At 73.6% G+C, this 16,171-nt stretch carries 15 protein-coding genes; 8 read left to right on the forward strand and 7 right to left on the reverse strand.

All coding sequences use genetic code 11. The features are described 5' to 3' along the window. Positions 1–20 precede the first annotated feature (20 nt). A complete protein-coding gene (locus AB7J25_RS13485) occupies positions 21–1,148 on the forward strand; it encodes a GNAT family N-acetyltransferase (protein WP_428508761.1) in 1,128 nt (375 codons plus the stop codon). On the opposite strand, the gene AB7J25_RS13490 is transcribed toward AB7J25_RS13485, so the two are convergent. Then, entirely contained in the window at positions 1,145–2,683 is a 1,539-nt protein-coding gene (locus tag AB7J25_RS13490) for a PIG-L family deacetylase (protein WP_428508763.1), read from the reverse strand. The genes AB7J25_RS13485 and AB7J25_RS13490 overlap by 4 nt on opposite strands. Continuing rightward, positions 2,676–4,091, reverse strand: coding sequence for a hypothetical protein (locus tag AB7J25_RS13495; RefSeq protein WP_428508765.1), 1,416 nt, complete (start codon positions 4,089–4,091; stop codon positions 2,676–2,678). Before AB7J25_RS13495 ends, AB7J25_RS13490 begins: the two co-directional genes overlap by 8 nt. 128 nt (positions 4,092–4,219) lie before the next feature. Between AB7J25_RS13495 and AB7J25_RS13500 the strand changes: the two genes are divergently transcribed. Beyond that, positions 4,220–5,350 (forward strand): glycosyltransferase, encoded by a 1,131-nt coding sequence (locus AB7J25_RS13500; protein WP_428508767.1) that lies wholly within the window; start codon positions 4,220–4,222, stop codon positions 5,348–5,350. Here AB7J25_RS13500 and AB7J25_RS13505 read toward each other — a convergent pair. Together AB7J25_RS13505 and AB7J25_RS13510 are read right to left on the reverse strand one after the other, a co-directional pair. Further along, the gene (locus AB7J25_RS13505; protein WP_428508769.1) at positions 5,304–6,038 is read right to left on the reverse strand and encodes a phosphatase PAP2 family protein; all 735 of its coding nucleotides are present in this window, start codon (positions 6,036–6,038) and stop codon (positions 5,304–5,306) included. The genes AB7J25_RS13500 and AB7J25_RS13505 overlap by 47 nt on opposite strands. A 10-nt stretch (positions 6,039–6,048) precedes the next feature. Further along, positions 6,049–7,068 (reverse strand): glycosyltransferase family 2 protein, encoded by a 1,020-nt coding sequence (locus AB7J25_RS13510; RefSeq protein WP_428508771.1) that lies wholly within the window; start codon positions 7,066–7,068, stop codon positions 6,049–6,051. Positions 7,069–7,139: 71 nt separating this feature from the next. On the opposite strand from AB7J25_RS13510, the gene AB7J25_RS13515 reads away from it, so the two are divergent. The 3 genes from AB7J25_RS13515 (at position 7,140) to AB7J25_RS13525 (ending at position 9,612) form a co-directional block, all read left to right on the forward strand. Further along, on the forward strand, positions 7,140–7,778 hold the full coding sequence (locus AB7J25_RS13515) for a PIG-L deacetylase family protein (RefSeq protein WP_428508773.1): 639 nt from the start codon (positions 7,140–7,142) through the stop codon (positions 7,776–7,778). Positions 7,779–7,936: 158 nt separating this feature from the next. Beyond that, positions 7,937–8,635, forward strand: coding sequence for a WbqC family protein (locus AB7J25_RS13520; RefSeq protein ID WP_428508775.1), 699 nt, complete (start codon positions 7,937–7,939; stop codon positions 8,633–8,635). Further along, on the forward strand, positions 8,632–9,612 hold the full coding sequence (locus AB7J25_RS13525) for a GNAT family N-acetyltransferase (protein ID WP_428508777.1): 981 nt from the start codon (positions 8,632–8,634) through the stop codon (positions 9,610–9,612). Before AB7J25_RS13520 ends, AB7J25_RS13525 begins: the two co-directional genes overlap by 4 nt. A gap of 13 nt (positions 9,613–9,625) precedes the next feature. Here the strand turns inward: AB7J25_RS13525 and AB7J25_RS13530 are convergent, their stop codons facing one another. Beyond that, positions 9,626–10,858 (reverse strand): FAD-dependent monooxygenase, encoded by a 1,233-nt coding sequence (locus tag AB7J25_RS13530; RefSeq protein ID WP_428508779.1) that lies wholly within the window; start codon positions 10,856–10,858, stop codon positions 9,626–9,628. Positions 10,859–10,918: 60 nt separating this feature from the next. Further along, the gene (locus AB7J25_RS13535; RefSeq protein WP_428508781.1) at positions 10,919–12,328 is read right to left on the reverse strand and encodes a polysaccharide deacetylase family protein; all 1,410 of its coding nucleotides are present in this window, start codon (positions 12,326–12,328) and stop codon (positions 10,919–10,921) included. 154 nt (positions 12,329–12,482) lie between these two features. On the opposite strand from AB7J25_RS13535, the gene AB7J25_RS13540 reads away from it, so the two are divergent. From AB7J25_RS13540 to AB7J25_RS13550, 3 genes are all read left to right on the forward strand, one after another. Further along, complete coding sequence (locus tag AB7J25_RS13540) at positions 12,483–14,291, forward strand: polysaccharide biosynthesis tyrosine autokinase (RefSeq protein ID WP_428508783.1); 1,809 nt, start codon at positions 12,483–12,485, stop codon at positions 14,289–14,291. A 97-nt stretch (positions 14,292–14,388) separates the two neighbouring features. Further along, on the forward strand, positions 14,389–15,054 hold the full coding sequence (locus AB7J25_RS13545) for a hypothetical protein (RefSeq protein WP_428508785.1): 666 nt from the start codon (positions 14,389–14,391) through the stop codon (positions 15,052–15,054). A gap of 84 nt (positions 15,055–15,138) precedes the next feature. Beyond that, entirely contained in the window at positions 15,139–15,525 is a 387-nt protein-coding gene (locus AB7J25_RS13550; protein WP_428508787.1) for a VOC family protein, read from the forward strand. 12 nt (positions 15,526–15,537) lie between these two features. Here the strand turns inward: AB7J25_RS13550 and AB7J25_RS13555 are convergent, their stop codons facing one another. Continuing rightward, positions 15,538–16,101 (reverse strand): PadR family transcriptional regulator, encoded by a 564-nt coding sequence (locus AB7J25_RS13555; RefSeq protein WP_428508789.1) that lies wholly within the window; start codon positions 16,099–16,101, stop codon positions 15,538–15,540. Positions 16,102–16,171: the final 70 nt, after the last annotated feature.

A 16,171-nucleotide genomic window follows, 5' to 3' on the forward strand; every position in this document is an offset into this window, starting at 1 on the left:
ACCATCGGGGGGTACGAGCGATGCGCAACGGTGGCGTGGACGAGCGGGTGGCGGCGACGGGCGGTGCCGATCGGGGCGCTGGCGACGAGGCGGACCGGGACGCGGACACGGACACGGAGCGCCCGGTGGACCGGGGCGGGCGCTGCCCGTCCCACACCCCGTTCGAACAGCCCTGGTGGCTCGAGGCCGTCGCGCCCGGCCGCTGGGGCGCGACGGTCGTGGAGCGCCAGGGCGAGGTCGTGGCCCGGCTGCCGTACGTGCGCAAGCAGAAGCTCGGGCTCACCGTGCTCACCCAGGCTCCGCTCACCCGGTTCGTCGGGCCCTGGCTGCGGCCGTCGGAGGGCAAGTACGAGAAGCGGCTCGGCGTCGAGCGCGAGCTCATGGGGGAGCTGATCGACGGGTTGCCCCCGCACGACGTGTACCGCGGCAACTTCGCGCCCGCCGTCACGAACTGGCTGCCCTTCTACTGGGCGGGCTTCGAGTCCACGGTGCGCTACACCTACCGCATCGACGACCTGAGCGACCCCGACCGGCTGTGGTCCGAGCTCGGCGGCAACGTCCGCAGCCGGGTCAAGCGCGCGGCCAAGGGCGTGGAGGTCCGCACGGACCTGGAGTCCGAGCTCGTCCTGGAGGAGGTGCTGCGGATCAATCATCGCCTGTTCGAGCGCCAGGGCCTCGGGGTGTCGTTCGGCGACGACCTCGCGCGGCGCCTGGACGCCGCCTGCCGCGCCCGCGGTGCCCGCGAGATCGTGACGGCGTCGGACGCCAAGGGCCGCGTGCAGTCCGCGCTCTACCTCGTGCGCGACGCCACCACGACCTACCTGCTCTACGGCGGCACCGACCCCGAGTTCCGCTCCAGCGGCGTCAACAGCCTGGTGGTGTGGGAGGCGATCCGGCTGGCGTCGCAGACGTCGCAGCACTTCGACTTCCTCGGCTCGATGATCGAGCCGGTCGAGCGCGTCAACCGCTCCTTCGGCGCCCGGCAGGTGCCGTACTTCTTCGTGACGCGGGCGCGGCCCCGGGCCAGGGCGGTCTTCGCCGCCCGGCGCGGGGTGCGGAGGGCCCGGCGCGAGGTGCGGCGCGGTGCCGCGCGGCTGGTCGGCCGCCTGCCCGGCGGGGTGCCGCCACGCCCGAGTGGGTGTGCCTAGGGCCGGGAGGCCCGGGGCGACGGCCGCCCGAGGCGTTCGCGCACCGACACGAACGCCTCGGCGAGCAGGTAGCCCGCGTGGCCGGCGCGCACCCGCGCGAGCGCCTCGATGTAGGAGAAGCTGCGCGGGTGCCGCCCGCCGATCATCTCGGTGGGATAGCACTCCAGCGCCTTGACCTTGCGGTCCCACACGGGCTCGACATCGACGAACGTCGTCGGGTTGAAGACGTAGTCGCCGACCTGCGGCGCCTGGTCGGTCGACGACGGCGTCTCGAAGGTGAGGAAGCGCTCCACCGTGGCGCCCAGCCGCGTCATCGGGCGCAGGGCCGCGTAGACGGCCTTGAACACCACCTGGTGGTCGGTGTTCGCGTCGCCGCCGTGGTGGGTGTAGACGACCGTCGGCGAGTGCTCGTCGATCGCGGCCTCGACGGCCTTGATGAGCTCGATGAACGGCACGGACTCCAGGCGCTGGTCCGGGAAGTCGTGGAACAGCACCCGCGCCACCCCCATCTCCTCGGCGGCGGCGAGTGCGCAGTCGCGGCGGGTGGCGCAGCGGGGGGTCTCCGACAGCTTCTCCTGCTCGCCCTCGCTCATGATCAGCACCGTGACGTCGCTGCCCGCCTCGGCGTGCAGCGCGAGCGTGCCCCCGACGCCGAGCACCTCGTCGTCGGGATGGGCGACGACGCACAGCACGCGCTTGCGCATGGGGTCGTCGGACAGGTACCGCGGCGGCGGCAGCTCCAGCCCCGGGACGGCCCGGGCGCGCTCGACGAGGATCGGCACGCCGTCCCCGCCGAACGTGTGCGCCACCGGGTAGGGCGGGGCGAGCGCGCGCACCAGGTCGACGATCTCGTGAGCAGGCTTCGACCAGTCGATCTCGCCGTCCGCCGGGCCCCGGCGGCGGGTGTAGGTGGACTCGGGTCTGCCAGGGCCCTCCTGGCTGATCCGCGGTGCCGTCCCGTCCAGGACGCCGTCCAGGTGCTCGCGCAGCAGCGCGATCGTGGCGTCGTCGGCCTTGCGCAGGACGTCGGCGGCGTAGTCGTCCGGGGCGATCGGGAACGAGCGGGTGCCGATCACGTCGCCGGTGTCGATGCCCGCGTCCATGTAGAACATGGTCACGCCGGTCTCGGTGAGGCCGTCCACGACGGCCCAGATCAGCGGTGACGCGCCGCGGCGCCCGGGCAGCACGGCCGAGTGGAAGCCGATCACACCGCCGGGTGGGACGTCGAGCAGCGCCTGCGGGATGATCTGGGAGAACCCGACGACGAACACCACGTCCGGGGCGAGCGCGCGGATCTCGTCCACGTGGTCGCGGACGCGCCGGATCCTTCGCAGCACCGGGGGCGACGCGAGATCGTCGAACGTGCGGAAGCCGGACACCCCGGCGCCGGCCTCGTCGTCGAGGACGAAGACCCCGACGAGGTCGACGCCCGGGTGCGCGAGCAGGACCTCCACGGTGCGGCGGCCGTCGTCGAGGCCGCCGACGAAGACGACCCTGCGCCGATCGGGGTGGGGATCGGGTCGTGCGTCAGACATGGGTGAGTTCCCCTGTGCGTGCTCGGGCCACCTCCGGGGCGGCCGGGTCCGGTGGATCGGGATCGGCCGGGTGCTCTCGCTCGGGCTGCCCGTTCTCGTCGACGGGCCCCGCGCGGGGGGCGAGGGCGCAGAGCACGATCGCGAAGAAGAAGCCGTGGGTGAGGATCGCCGTGAGGATCGCGGACTCGGCCAGCGCCAGCCCCGGCATCACGAAGATCAGGCAGGAGAACACCCGGTCCAGCCCGCGGGTGGCGTCGTCGATCGCCCAGAGCAGCAGGACGAGGATGATCGTGGCGCCGAGCATCCCGGCGTAGCCGAAGTTGGCGTAGCCGTCGGCGAGCCAGCTCGCGTTGGCGTGGGTGAAGGGGTTGTCGAAGAACTCCGCCCCGACCAGGTCCGGCGGCTCCTTCTGGTACGGGTACGGGAAGAAGTCGGACAGGATCGAGTAGCCGAGCTTGGCCTTCGGGATGGGGTCGAACGTCTGCACGTACCCCATCAGCACGATGCCCGGCGTCACGAGCACGCGGCGGATGAACAGCGACGTGAGGTCGTTGGAGTGCTGCCACAGGTCGATCGTCATGATCACGATCGAGCCGAGGACGCCCGCGCCGAGGATGGTGGGCCCGACGGGGTGGCGGCGCTTGAGGAAGAAGTACGCGGCGAGCAGCGCGACGGGCGCGAGGACGGCCGTCTTGTTGCCCTGCAGCGAGTACAGGTACAGCTGGCCGAGGACGCCCGCGGCGAGGGCGAGCCAGCGCTTCCACACCAGCCCGCGCAGGATCAGCAGCGGGTTGATGATCTTGTCCAGCATCGGGACGACGTAGGCCAGCGCCGGATCGGAGGACTCGGTGGCGCGAAACTCGCCGCGCACGCTGTAGACGTCCTCGAACGACGGCAGCGACCACTTGACCCCGGCGTAGGCCAGCACGATCAGGTTGAGCCCCACCCAGAACGCACCGATGAGCCGCCACCAGTTGGCCGCGGTCATCGGCGCCAGCGGGATGAAGCCGCGCAGGGTGCGGCGGGTGCCCAGGAGCACCACCAGCAGGAAGCAGCCGCCGACCCACATGCCCAGCCGGAACGCCTCGGGCCGGTCCAGCGCGGGCGCCATCTGGGGCACGATGATCCCGGGCAGCACCGCGACGAGGTACAGCAGCCACGCGATCATGTGCGACGGGCGGCGGATCTCGCGCGGCAGCAGCAGCGCGAGCAGCACGGTGACGCCGATCGCGATGCCGTAGTAGACGGGGTCCGGGTCGCGGTAGGCGTACTGCAGGTAGCTGAACAGCGGTGCGATGTGGTTCACGTACGCGTAGTGCAGGACCCCGATGTAGGCCAGCACCACGAGCACGACGATGGGCGCGCGAGCGAACAGGGGGCGCCGGTCGGCGCCGGTCCGAGCCGGCACAGCACCGACCGTACGCGATTCCCCGAGTGGGGGCGGGCACAATGGGGCAACGGCTCACTGGATGAGGTGAGCGGAGCTGTGCGACCACCTCAGGTGATCGACATCGAGTGAAGGGGAGCACCACGTCCGTGAACGACCCCCGGACCCGCCGTCCCAGGATCCGCCATCTGACCTCCGTGCACCGCGTCGAGGACACCCGCATCCTGCGCCGCGAGTGCGCGAGCCTCGTCGAGGCGGGCCACGACGTCGCGCTCATCGCGGGGCAGCCGCCGCACGAGCCCGTCGCGGGCGTGCGCATCATCGGCGTGGGCCTGCCGCGCCACCGCATCGACCGCGCCACCCGCGTCGCCTGGCGGGTGTTCCGCGCCGCCCGCCGCGAGCGTGCCGACATCTGTCATTTCCACGATCCCGAGCTCATCTGGGTCGGCATCCTGCTCACCGTGCTCGGGCACAAGGTCGTCTACGACGTCCACGAGGACGTTCCGCTGCAGGTCATGAACAAGTGGTGGATCCCCAAGCCCGCCCGGGGCGTGCTCGCCGCCGGCGTGCGTGCCGCCGAGTGGGTCGCCGGGCGGATGTTCTCGGCCATCGTCGCCGCGACGCCGTCGATCGCCGAGAAGTTCCCGCCGGAGAAGACGGTCGTCGTGCAGAACTTCCCCCACGTCGAGATCGCGCAGCGCCCCGAGCCCAAGCCGGTGGAGGAGCGGGCCTACGCGTTCTCCTACGTCGGCGGCCTCAAGGCGGTGCAAGGTGCGCGGGAGATGCCGCAGGTGGTGGCCGCCCTGCCCGCCGGGGCGAGGGCGATCGTCGCCGGGTGGTTCGACGACGCGGCGGTCGAGCGCGACGCGCGCGCCCATGAGGGGTGGCAGCGCATCGAGTTCCTCGGCGGCGTCACCCACGAGCGCGCCATCGAGGCGATCCGCGACTCCGTCTGCGGGATCGTCATCGACCACCCGATCAGCAACTACCTGGACTCCTACTCGACCAAGATGTTCGAGTACATGGCCTGCGGGGTGCCCGTCGTGGCCTCGGACTTCCCGCTGTGGGTGCGGCTGGTCGGGGACGCGGACTGCGGCGTCACGGTCGACCCCCTCGACCCGCTCGCCGCCGCCGCGGCCGTCGAGGCCCTGCTCAAGGACCCCGACGAGGCGCGCCGTCTCGGCGCGAACGGCAGGCGCGCCATCCAGGAGCGCTACAACTGGGAGGCCGAGTTCAGGAAGCTGGACGCCCTCTACCCGGCGCTGTACCTGGCAAACTAGCGGGTCCCGCGCCCGGACCCGGCGGATCGGGCGCGCGCCCGGTCCACCGGTCCGCGACGGCGTCGATCGCCAGCGCGGTGCCGAGCACCGCGGCGAGGGCCACGCACGCCCCGCCGATCGCGTCCGTGGCGTAGTGCCAGTTCGCGACCACCACCAGCACCGCGAACATGGCCGCCGCCGCGGCCCCGACGGCCAGCACGATCGCGAGCGCCCGCCGCGGGTCCGGCCGCAGCACCAGCACGGCGAGGATCGCGAGCACCAGCGCCGTGGACGTGGCCCCGCCGGTGTGCCCGCTGGGATAGGCGTACTCGCCGCGCAGCGTGCGCCCGATCAGCGGCTTCGTGAAGGTGGTCACCAGGCCGGTGATCCCGGGGCCGAGCAGCGCGAGCGCCGCGGCGCGCGGCCGCCGCATCCACAGGCACAGCAGGGCCACGACGACCGCGATCGTCACCACCGAGGCGGGGCTGCCGAGCTCGAGCAGCATCCGCAGGGCTCGGCTGCGCGGTGTGACGTCGGTGAGGACGTCGCGGGCGTGGTCGTCGAACCAGCGGGGGTCCGAACCACCGGCGTAGCGGGCCGCGAGCACCAGGAACACCGCTCCTGCCGCGAGCGCGACCGCCAGCGCGCGTCGGCGCACCCCGCGTGGGATCAGCGCGGGCGAGGACGTCCGGACCAGGGGGCGGAGCACCCCACCGACGCTACCGATCCGTGGCGCGCCACCGCCGCGCGAACTTCACGAGGCCCCCCAGGAACCCCGCCCCGTAGCCGACGTGCACGGCCGCGAACACGACCGGCAGCACGGGCAGGTGCCGCCAGCCGTCGCGGGCGGCGATCCGCACCGACACGCCCAGCGCTCCCGCGAGCCACGCGCCGATCCCGGCCAGCCAGAGCCGCCGCGCGGTGCGGCTGAACGGGGCCAGGAGGGCCCCGCCGACCAGGCCCGCGACGAACGCGGGCGGGGCGAAGTGGCGCGCGCTCATCTGCCTCGGGTGCTTCTGCAGCACCCGCACCTTCCACCAGCCGTACTGGCGGTACTGGCTGAAGAGCTTCGTGAGCGAGCCGCGGTTGTAGTACTCGGAGCGGATCGCGTCGGTGAGCAGGATCCGGCCGCCGTGGCTGCGCAGCCGGTAGTTGAACTCGTCGTCCTGGTTGCGGACGAGCTCGGGGTCGAACGGGCCGATGCGGTCGAACACCTCGCGGGGCCAGGCGCCGAGGAACACCGAGTCCACCCAGTGCTCGCCGGTGGCGTAGTGGAACAGCGAGTCGCCCACCCCGAACGGTGAGGACGTGGCGAGCGCCACGGCCTGCGCGACCCTCCCGGACCCGACCGCCTCCATCCGCCCGCCGACGTTGTCCGCGCCGGAGGCGGCCAGCGCGGCGATGCACTGGGTGACGTAGTCCGGCGCGATGACGCAGTGGCCGTCGACGCGGACGATGACGTCGCCCTTCGCGCGCTCCAGGGCGGCGTTGAAGCCGGTCGGGACGATGCGGCCGGGGTTGTCCACGATCTCGACGGTGTGTGCGGGATGCGCGTGCGCGAGGGCCGCGACGGCCTCGCGGGTGTCGTCGTCGGACATGCCGTCGGCGACGAGGACCTCCATCAGCTCGGCCGGGTAGTCCTGGGCCAGCACGGCGCCCAGGCTGCGGCCGATGAACGCGGACTCGTTGCGGACGGGCATGATCACCGTCACACGGGGACGGCCGTCGGGTGCGGTCACGGTCCGATACTGGCCCGGCCGTGTCGGGGCACGCCACGCGGGTCCTGACGGCAGCGCCTACCATCGATCGAGTGATCGCACCGAAGCGCGTTCTCGCTCTGTCACCACACACCGATGACGTGGAGCTGGGATGTGGCGGAACCATCGCCCGATGGGCTGAAGAGGGCACGGATGTCTTCACCGTTGCGTTCTCCACCGCCGAGGCCTCGCTGCCACCCGGCTCCGCCCGTGACCGCCTCGCGGGCGAGTGCGATCTCGCGCTGGACGAGCTGGGCGTCCCCCGCGAGAACCGCACCGTCCACGGCCTGCCCGTGCGCCACTTCGACGGCCACCGCCAGGAGGTCCTCGAACACCTCGTGCGCCTGAACCGCGAGATCTCCCCCGACGTCGTCCTCGTGCCGTCCGGCGCGGACCTGCACCAGGACCACGCCGTCGTCCACGCCGAGGCGCTGCGTGCGTTCAAACACCTCACGCTGCTCGGCTACGAGGCGACCTGGAACACCATCACGTTCCCGGCGGAGGCGTTCGTCGTGCTGGACGAGCGGCACGTCGCCTGCAAGTGGAGGGCGCTGTCGCGCTACGCCAGCCAGGTCGAGCTCGCCCGGCCCTACTTCACCGAGGAGTACATCCGCAGCCTCGCCACCGTGCGCGGGGTGCAGGTCAAGGCCCGCTATGCCGAGGCCTTCGAGGCGATCCGGGTGCGACTGTGAGCGAGGACCGGGTGAGCATCGCAGCGAGCTCCGGCGAGCGAGGAGCGGAGGCCGGTCCGCAGCGAACGATCGATACTGTGAGCGAGGACCGGGTGAGCATCGCAGCGAGCTCCGGCGAGCGAGGAGCGGAGGCCGGTCCGCAGCGAACGATCGACACTGTGACCAAGGACCGAGTGCGCGTCGTCTCCGCCCACCAGCCCAACTTCGCCCCGTGGCTGGGCTTCCTCGACAAGCTCGCCGCGTCGGACGTGATGGTGCTGCTCGACACCGTCCAGTTCGCCAAGCGCAGCTACCAGAACCGCACCCGGGTGAAGGGCCCCGGCGGGCCGCAGTGGCTCACCGTCCCCGTGATCACCAAGGGCCGCTACGACCAGCGCACGATCGACGTCGAGATCGACGAGAGCCGCGACTGGCGCGCCACGCACCCGCGGACCCTGCACGGCCTCTACGCGAAGGCGCCGCACCGCGCCGAGGTGCTGGAGCTCGTCGAGCAGCTCTACGCGGACGAGAAGCTCGCGACGCTCACCGACTTCAACGTGGCGTTGCTGCGGGCCGTCGTGGACCGCCTCGGGATCACGACCCGCCTCGTCGCGGCCTCGGAGCTCGACGCGCCGGGTGCCTCGTCGCGGTTGATGCTCAACTGCACCACGGCGGCGGGCGGCAGCGTGTACCTGTCGGGTCCCACCGGGCGGGACTACCTCGAGCCCGCCATGTTCGACGAGGCCGGGGTGGAGCTGCGCTACCACGCCTTCCGGCCGTTCGAGTACCCGCAGCAGTTCGGGGGCTTCGAGCCGGGGCTGTCCTGCCTGGACTACTTCGCGAACGTCGGCTTCACACCCTGGTGGGAGGGGCGGTGAACCTGCCGCTGTTCCACCGCGACTGGTGGCTCGACGCCGTCGCGCCCGGGAGCTGGGACGCCGTCGAGGTCGCCCGCGGCGGCTCCGTCGTCGCCCGGCTGCCCTACGTGGCGCGCGGACCCCGCCGGATGCGGATGCTCACCCAGCCACCGCTCACCCAGTTCCTCGGCCCGTGGACCGCGCGGACCCCCGACGCGAAGCCTGCCACGGCGCTCGGCGACGAGATGGCGCTGCAGGCGGAGCTGGAGGCCGGGCTGCCTGCGGCCGCGGCGTTCCGCCAGAAGTTCTCCCCGGACGTCACGGGGGTGCTGCCGTTCCTGTGGGCGGGCTACCGCGCCGAGGTCCGCTACACCTACCGGCTGGAGGACCTGGACTCCGAGGAGGGGCTGTGGTCCGGGCTCGCGGGCAACATCCGCCGCGAGATCCGCAAGGCCCGCACCCGCGTCACCGTCCGGGAGGACCTCGGGCTGGACCGCCTGCAACAGGTGTGGGCCAAGACCTTCGCCCGCCAGGGGCTGCCGTCGCCGGACCACGCGCTGCTCGAGAGGATCGAGGCGGCCTGCGCGCCCCGGGACAGCCGGGCCACCCTGTTCGCCGTCGACGACGCGGACCGCGTCCATGCCGTGGCCTACCTCGTCTGGGACGGCGAGGTGACCTACTACCTGCTCGGCGGCGGCGATCCCGAGCTGCGCACGAGCGGGGCGTCGAGCCTGCTCATGTGGGAGGCGATCCTGCGGGCCCGCAAGGTGGGCCGCGTGTTCGATTTCGAGGGATCGATGCTGCAGCCGGTGGAGCGCTTCTTCCGGGCGTTCGGGTCGCGACAGACGCCCTACCTGCTCGTCTCGCGGGTGAACCGGACCGCGGCGGCGGCGCTCGCGGTGCGCGGGCTCGCCCGGCGGCAGGGGGAGATGCTGCGGACGCTGCCCGGCCGCGCCCGGCAGGCCGTCGCCGCCGGCCGCGACACGGCTCGCACCTGACCGGCGGGCCGGGCTACCGGAGCCGGTGCGCCGCTCGCCGCCGCCGGGCGGCGCTGACCAGCGACCGGCCCCGGCGCAGCACGGGGTTCTGCGTGGCCCGCAGGAGCCGGTGCGCCGGCGTCGAGCGGTCCGCCGCCCCCGGGTCCGCCGCGGGCGAGCCCACGTCGCGGCGGGCCTGCAGCGCGTACGCCACGTCCAGCGGGGCGTGCACGAGGTGGTGGTCCATCGACTCGAACCAGCGGGCGCTCGCCGCCGCCTCGGCCTGCCAGCGCGCCACCTCGGGGCGGCGGACGGTGGCGTAGCGGCGCATCGCCGCCTCCAGGTCGCCGGGCAGGTGCAGCGCGGGATCGGACAGCGCGTCCGCCAGGGCGATCGCGTCCTCCAGCGCCAACCGCGTGCCCGAGCCGATCGAGTAGTGGGCGGTGTGCGCCGCGTCGCCCAGCAGGACGACGGGGGTCCCGTCCACGTGGCCGTACCAGCGCTCGTTGGTGAGGGTCGGGAAGTGGCTCCAGCGCGCCGGGTGCTGGCCGGGGCGGTGGTCCAGCAGCGGCTCACCGGCGAGGTGACCGGCGAAGACGCGGCCGAGCAGCTCCAGCGCCGCCGCGTTGTCCATCTCGTCCATGCCCAGGCCGCGCCACGTCTTCTCGGCGCACTCGACGATCACCGTGCTCGCCGCGGGTGCGAACTGGTAGCCGTGGTACCAGAGCCAGCCGGCGTCGGTGCGCTCGCAGCCGAAGGTGAAATCCGTCAGCTCGTGGCGGGTGCCCAGCCAGATGTAGGCGTTGGAACCCGTGGTGATCGTGGTGCCGAAGTCCCCGGCCGCGCGCACCGCGCTCGCGTTGCCGTCCGCCGCGACGACCAGGTCCGCGTCCAGGCTCGCGACGTCCGTGACCGGCTCGGTGAACCGCACGTCGACCCCGACGGCCCGGGCGCGCGCCAGCAGGACGTCCAGCAGCTGCTGGCGGCCGATGCTGTAGCCGTAGCCGCCCAGGTGCACGATCTCGTCCGCCACCCGCAGCTGCTGTCCCGGCCACGTCACGGACCGCGCGCCGATCTCGCGCGCGCTCTCCGGGTCCGTCCGGTGCAGGGCGTCGCGCAGGGAGTCCCAGTAGACGACGCCCCACCCGTAGGTCGTGCCGGGCGGGTTGCGTTCGAGGACCGTGATCTCGCGCGACGGGTCGCGCAGCTTCGCCACCAGGGCGAGATAGAGCCCGGCGGGGCCACCGCCGACGCAGGTGATCTTCACAGGTCCGCCTTCACGTGTGCATGCACCACCCTTGCTCGTTCGGGCGCCGGGCCCCCGCCGTTACCGTGTCCCGGCGACGGCGGCGATCGTCTCCGCGTACCACCGGCGCTGGCGTGCGGTGCGCAGGACCTCGTCGTTGTGCCACAGCACCCCCAGCGTGCCGCCGAACCGCCGGCACTGCCGCGCCACGTCCAGGATCGTCTCGCGGGCGGCGTCGGGGCGGAGCCCCAGGTAGCCGAAGAGCGTCACGTCCATCACCTGGAAGGGCCGCTCGACCAGCCGCAGCCTGCGGCGGCGCAGCAGGTCGAACGCCGGGTAGGGATGGCAGGTGCCGGTGCGGAAACCCGCGATCTCGCTGAACGCGAGCGTGCAGTCGTAGTCCAGCCCGGCGTCGTCCCAGTGGCGCCAGGTGTCCGGGTTGACCCACTGCAGGTAGTGCTGGCGCCCGCCCCACCGCTGCTGGTCCACGCCCTGCGCCTCGGCGAGCGCGCGCAGCCGGCCGAACTCCGCCTCGGTGCGCCCGCCGTCGCGGTAGGTCCCGAACCCGGCGTGCAGGCCCACCTCGTGCCCGCGCTCGTGCACGTGCCCGATCAGCTGCTGCACCCAGGGATGGCCCAGCAGGTCGTCGTGGACCTCGTTGGCGGCGAGGAAGTAGAAGGCGCTCTGCAGGCCGTGGCGCTCGCTCACGTCGCAGAGGAAGTCGAACGTGGCGTGCGGGTCGCGGTCGAAGCGCTCCCGGCGGGCGTCGGTGACCGCGCGGGCGCGCCGCAGCACGAGCCCGGCGTCGCGGCGGTGCACGACGTCGCCTGCGAACTGGCGGGCGAGCAGGCGCGGTCCGCGGCCCAGGGTGGAGAGCGGCTCGTCGACGTCGTGGCTCAGCAGGACGCCGTACGACGTGGGGCGCCGTCGCAGGCCCGGCCACGTGCGCAGCAGTGCGGCCCAGAGCAGTTCGATGCACAGGTCCGCGAGCGGGACGCCGAGCAGCCCCTCGCGACCCGCGATCGACCGGGCCGCGGGGAAGCGGTCGTAGCGGTCCCGCGGGCCGTCTGCGATCTCCTCGTAGCGGGTGAGCAGCGCGAACACCGTGCCGAGGACGTCGACGTGCAGCGTGACGCCCTCCGGTCCCGCCTCGCCGGCGCAGCTCGCGCCCGGGCGCGACCACAACGCAGGGATCCGCTCCCCGAGCGGGGTGTCCTCACCCAGGGTGCCGACGGGCAGCCGGGGCAGCGGACCCGGTGGCAGCGACGCGGCGGTGAGCCACGCCTCGTCCGGGGTCGCAAGCAGCACGTCGGGCAGGACGACCGCACGTCCGTCGGCCGCTTCGCCCACGGTGATCCGCACGTCGGGGCCGTCGTGGGTCCGCAGGCGCCAGTCCAGCCCGAGGCGCTCGCTCAGGACGACGTCGAGGACGTGGCGGCGTTCGGGTTCGCGTCCCGGGGGGACCGCGACGGACAGGGGCGCGCCGATCACTCGATCAAGAGTAACGACAGGTTCGGGACACCGCCGGGCGGGTGACAACCGGTCGGTGCAATGATGGGCCACACTCACACTCCGTGGCGCGTAGAGTCGACCCCGGACCGGACGGTCCCACCCAGACCGTCGAACGGCGACCTCAGGAGCGCAGGTGACACCGCGGCAGTACCTCGACATCCTCCGGGCGCGCTGGCGCATCGTCGTCGCCTGCTTCGTCCTGGGCATCCTGGCCGCCGTCGGCATCACGCTGATCACGCCGCAGCGCTACTCCTCCGAGGTCTCGATCTATCTCGCCGCCCAGACGCCGGCGGGCGACCCCGGCGCCGCCGTGGACGGCGGCGATCTCGTCCGCCAGCGCGTCTCCACCTACCTGGAGATCATCTCCAGCCAGCGGCTCGCCGACGAGGTGGCCCAGCAGCTCGGCGGCACCGTGACCGCCGACCTCGTCCGCTCCGAGATCAGTGCCACGTCCGAACCCGACTCCACGCTGATCACCGCCGTCGTCACCGACGACTCGGCGCAGCGCGCCGCCGACGTCGCCAACGCCGTCGCGGCACGGTTCGCCGCCACCGTCGTCGAGCTCGAGACGCCCCCGGGGACCACCGGCCCGCCGCTGGTCACCGCCCAGGTCTTCCAGGCCGCCCAGCCCGCCACCTCACCGTCGTCGCCGGATCCGGTGACGAACGTGGTCCTCGGTGCCCTCATCGGCCTGCTCGTCGGTTGCGGGCTCGCGGTCCTGCGCCACGTCCTCGACACGTCGGTCAAGTCCCGCGAGCAGGTCCGCGAGCTGCTCGGCGTCCCCGTGCTCGGCGAGATCCAGGCCGATCCCGGCTTCGACCGCACCCCGCTGATGGTCGAGACCGCCCCGGCGACCCGGGCCGCCGAGTGCTTCCGGCAGCTCCGGACGAACCTCCAGTTCCTCGACGTCGACCGCAACCGCCGCGTCTGGCTCGTCACGAGCCCCACGCCGGGGGCGGGCAAGACCACCACCGTCGCGAACCTCGCGCTCGCGCTCGCGGAGGCGGGCGGACGGGTCCTGGTCGTCGAGGCCGACCTTCGCCGACCCCGCGTCGCCGAACTGCTGGGCGTGGACCGCGCGATCGGGCTCACCAACGTCCTGGTCCGGCGGATGCCCGGCGGCCAGGCCGTCCAGCGCATCCGACCCGGCCTGGACGTCCTCGCGAGCGGCCCGCTACCCCCCAACCCGAGCGAGGTCCTCGGCTCGGCCGCGATGGCCGGGCTGCTCACCCAGGCGCGCGACCGCTACGACGTCGTCCTCGTCGACGCCTCGCCGCTGTCCCCCGTCACGGACGCGGCCGCCGTGGCCCGCCAGGTGGACGGCGTGCTGCTCGTCGTCCCGTACGGCAGGGTCACCCGCCAGCAGGTCCGGGTCGCGCGCGAGACGCTGGAGACGGTGTCCGCCCCGCTGCTCGGCGCCGTGCTCACCCGGACCCCGGCCGCCAAGCACCGCAAGGACGGGCCCGACGCCGCCTACCTCGCCGTCCGCTCCGAGCTCGACGTCCCCGCGGGCGAGCGGCCCCTGCTCGCGCCCGCCTGGACGCGCCCTGGCGAGCCGCCGCGCACCAACGGGGCTATGCCGGGACCGTCCGGCGGCCCGAACGGGGGGCCCGCGCGGCCCGCGCCGGTGACCACCGCGATCCCGCGGCAGAGCATGTCCGTAGCCGGGTCCCGACCGGGAGCGCCGGTCGACGGCGACGGGGCCCACCCGGCGATCGTGTCGGCGCCGCAGACGGCCGGGCCCCCACCGGCGCCCGCGGCCGGGCGGCCGACGGTGGCTCCGACGGCCACGTCCGTCGCGAACGCCACGCAGCCGATGACGTCCGCGGCCGTGGCCGGTGCGTCCGAGGAGGCAGGCCCGTTCGCCGCCGCGCGCGCCCCGAAGCCCGTGCCCGACGACGGGAACGGCCGCAAGGCTGCCGACGAGCCGGACGAGAAGTAGCCTCGGCCTTCCCACCGCGGCCCACCGCGACCCGACGCCGGGCCGCTGCGGTCGCGGCGCAGGGCCAGTGACCGGTGCAACGAGGTGACCCGGTGCCGTGACCGAGCCGCAGGAGCCGCCGCCCGACCTGCCGACCTGGCAGCCCCAGGCGGCGTTCGAGGTGCTGTTCGTGTGCACCGGCAACCTCTGCCGCTCCCCGTTCGCCGAGGCGCTCATGCGCAGGCTCATGGTGGACCGGCTCGGTCCCGAGGCGCTCGCGGCCTTCCGCTTCTCGAGTGCGGGCATCCGCGCCACGCCCGGCCACCCGATGCACCCGGGCACGCGCGCCGCGCTCGACGTCTGGGGCGTCCCGGACGACACACCGTTCGCCTCCCGGCGCCTCGACGAGAAGATGATCATCAGATCGGATCTGGTGCTGGCCGTGGAGGAGTCCCACCGCGCCGCGATCGCTTGGCTCGCGGGCGATGCCGTGCACAAGGTCTACGGCCTGCGCCGGTTCGCGCGGATGCTGCAGGCGCTCGACCAGCGACGCCTGCCACCGGACCCGGTGCACCGGGCGCTGCGGATCGTCGAGTGGGCGCCGCGGCTGCACGCCGGCCTGCCGGCGGTGCCACCCGAGCAGGAGGCCGTCCCCGACCCCGTCCAGGGCGGCCCGCAGGAGCACCTGCGCTCGGCGGACCTGGTGTTCGACGCCGTCGCGACGATCGTCGACGTCATCGCCCCGCCCGGCGTCCCGCTGTACGACACCCAGACCTTGTGGTGACCGCCGGCGCCTCCGTGCCGCCCTCCGTGCCGCCCTGGTGCCGACCGCCGGGAAATGTCGGTGGTATCGGTTAGCGTCGCCGCCATGCTTGACCACCTCGGAGTCCAGGTCGCCGACGTCGCCGCCTCGCTGCGGTTCTACCTGCAGGTCTTCGGGCCGATCGGAGCCCACGAGATGATGCGCTTCCCGATGGGGGAGTCGTTCGTCGTCGGCCTCGGGGGCCCGGACGGGCAGCCCGACCTCTGGCTCGTCCCCGCCGGGGGCGCGGAGACGCGCGAGCTGCACGTCGGTCTGCGCGCGCCGGACCGGGCCGCGGTGGACGCCGTGCACGAGGCGGCGCTGGCCGCGGGGGCCGAGGTGCTGCACGCACCGCGCGAGTGGCCCGAGTACCACCCGGGCTACTACGGCGTCTTCCTGCGCGACCTGGACGGGCACAACGTCGAGGCCGTGCACCACGGGGCACCGGCGTAGCCGCCCCGCCGGTCAGCGCGGCGTCGCCTCCGGCGCGGGGTGCGATCCGGGGTGGGCCTCGTCGAGGCGCGCGGTCGCCCACAGCGCCCAGTCGTGCGCGGCCTGCGTGGCGCGGATGCCGTACTCCAGCGCGAGCCGGCCGAAGCCGGCCCGCCCGTCGAGCGCATCCGGCGCGCGGTCGCGCAGCTCCCGCAGCTGCTCGGCGTCCCGTGCGGTGTGCTCGGCCATGCGGCGCAGCACCTCGCGGGCGTCGTCCGGGTCCAGGGCGGAGAGCAGGAACATCCGCAGCACCGGCTCGTTGCGCACCCGCCCGCGGCCCTCGGGCGGGAGGAGCAGCCAGCGGCGCAGCTCGGCGCGGCCCTCCGCGGTCACGGCGTACGTGCGGCTGCCGCGCGGGCCCTCCTCCACCACCTCGACGAGCCCGCGCTCGGCGAGCCGGTTCAGCTCCGGGTAGATGCTCGTGTGCCCGGCCTGCCAGGCGTAGCGGCCCACGGTGCGCTCGAACTCCTTGGTGAGCGCGTAGCCGCTGGCGGGCTCGACGGCGAGCAGGCCGAGCAGGGCGTGGGGCAACGACATGGCGGGATCCTAGCCACACCGGCCGAGTTCGACATGTCGTCACTGGCATGTCTGGGATACGGGGTGTGAC

The organism is Pseudonocardia sp. (assembly GCF_050246655.1).
Classification (GTDB): Bacteria; Actinomycetota; Actinomycetes; order Mycobacteriales; family Pseudonocardiaceae; genus Pseudonocardia.

Excerpts from the sequence above, each read along its gene's own strand:
- AB7J25_RS13485 (WP_428508761.1), top strand. The coding sequence starts at position 21 with ATGCGCAACGGTGGCGTGGACGAGCGGGTGGCGGCGACGGGCGGTGCC.
- AB7J25_RS13490 (WP_428508763.1), bottom strand. The coding sequence starts at position 2,683 with ATGTCTGACGCACGACCCGATCCCCACCCCGATCGGCGCAGGGTCGTC.
- AB7J25_RS13550 (WP_428508787.1), top strand. The coding sequence starts at position 15,139 with ATGCTTGACCACCTCGGAGTCCAGGTCGCCGACGTCGCCGCCTCGCTG.
- AB7J25_RS13555 (WP_428508789.1), bottom strand. The coding sequence starts at position 16,101 with ATGTCGTTGCCCCACGCCCTGCTCGGCCTGCTCGCCGTCGAGCCCGCC.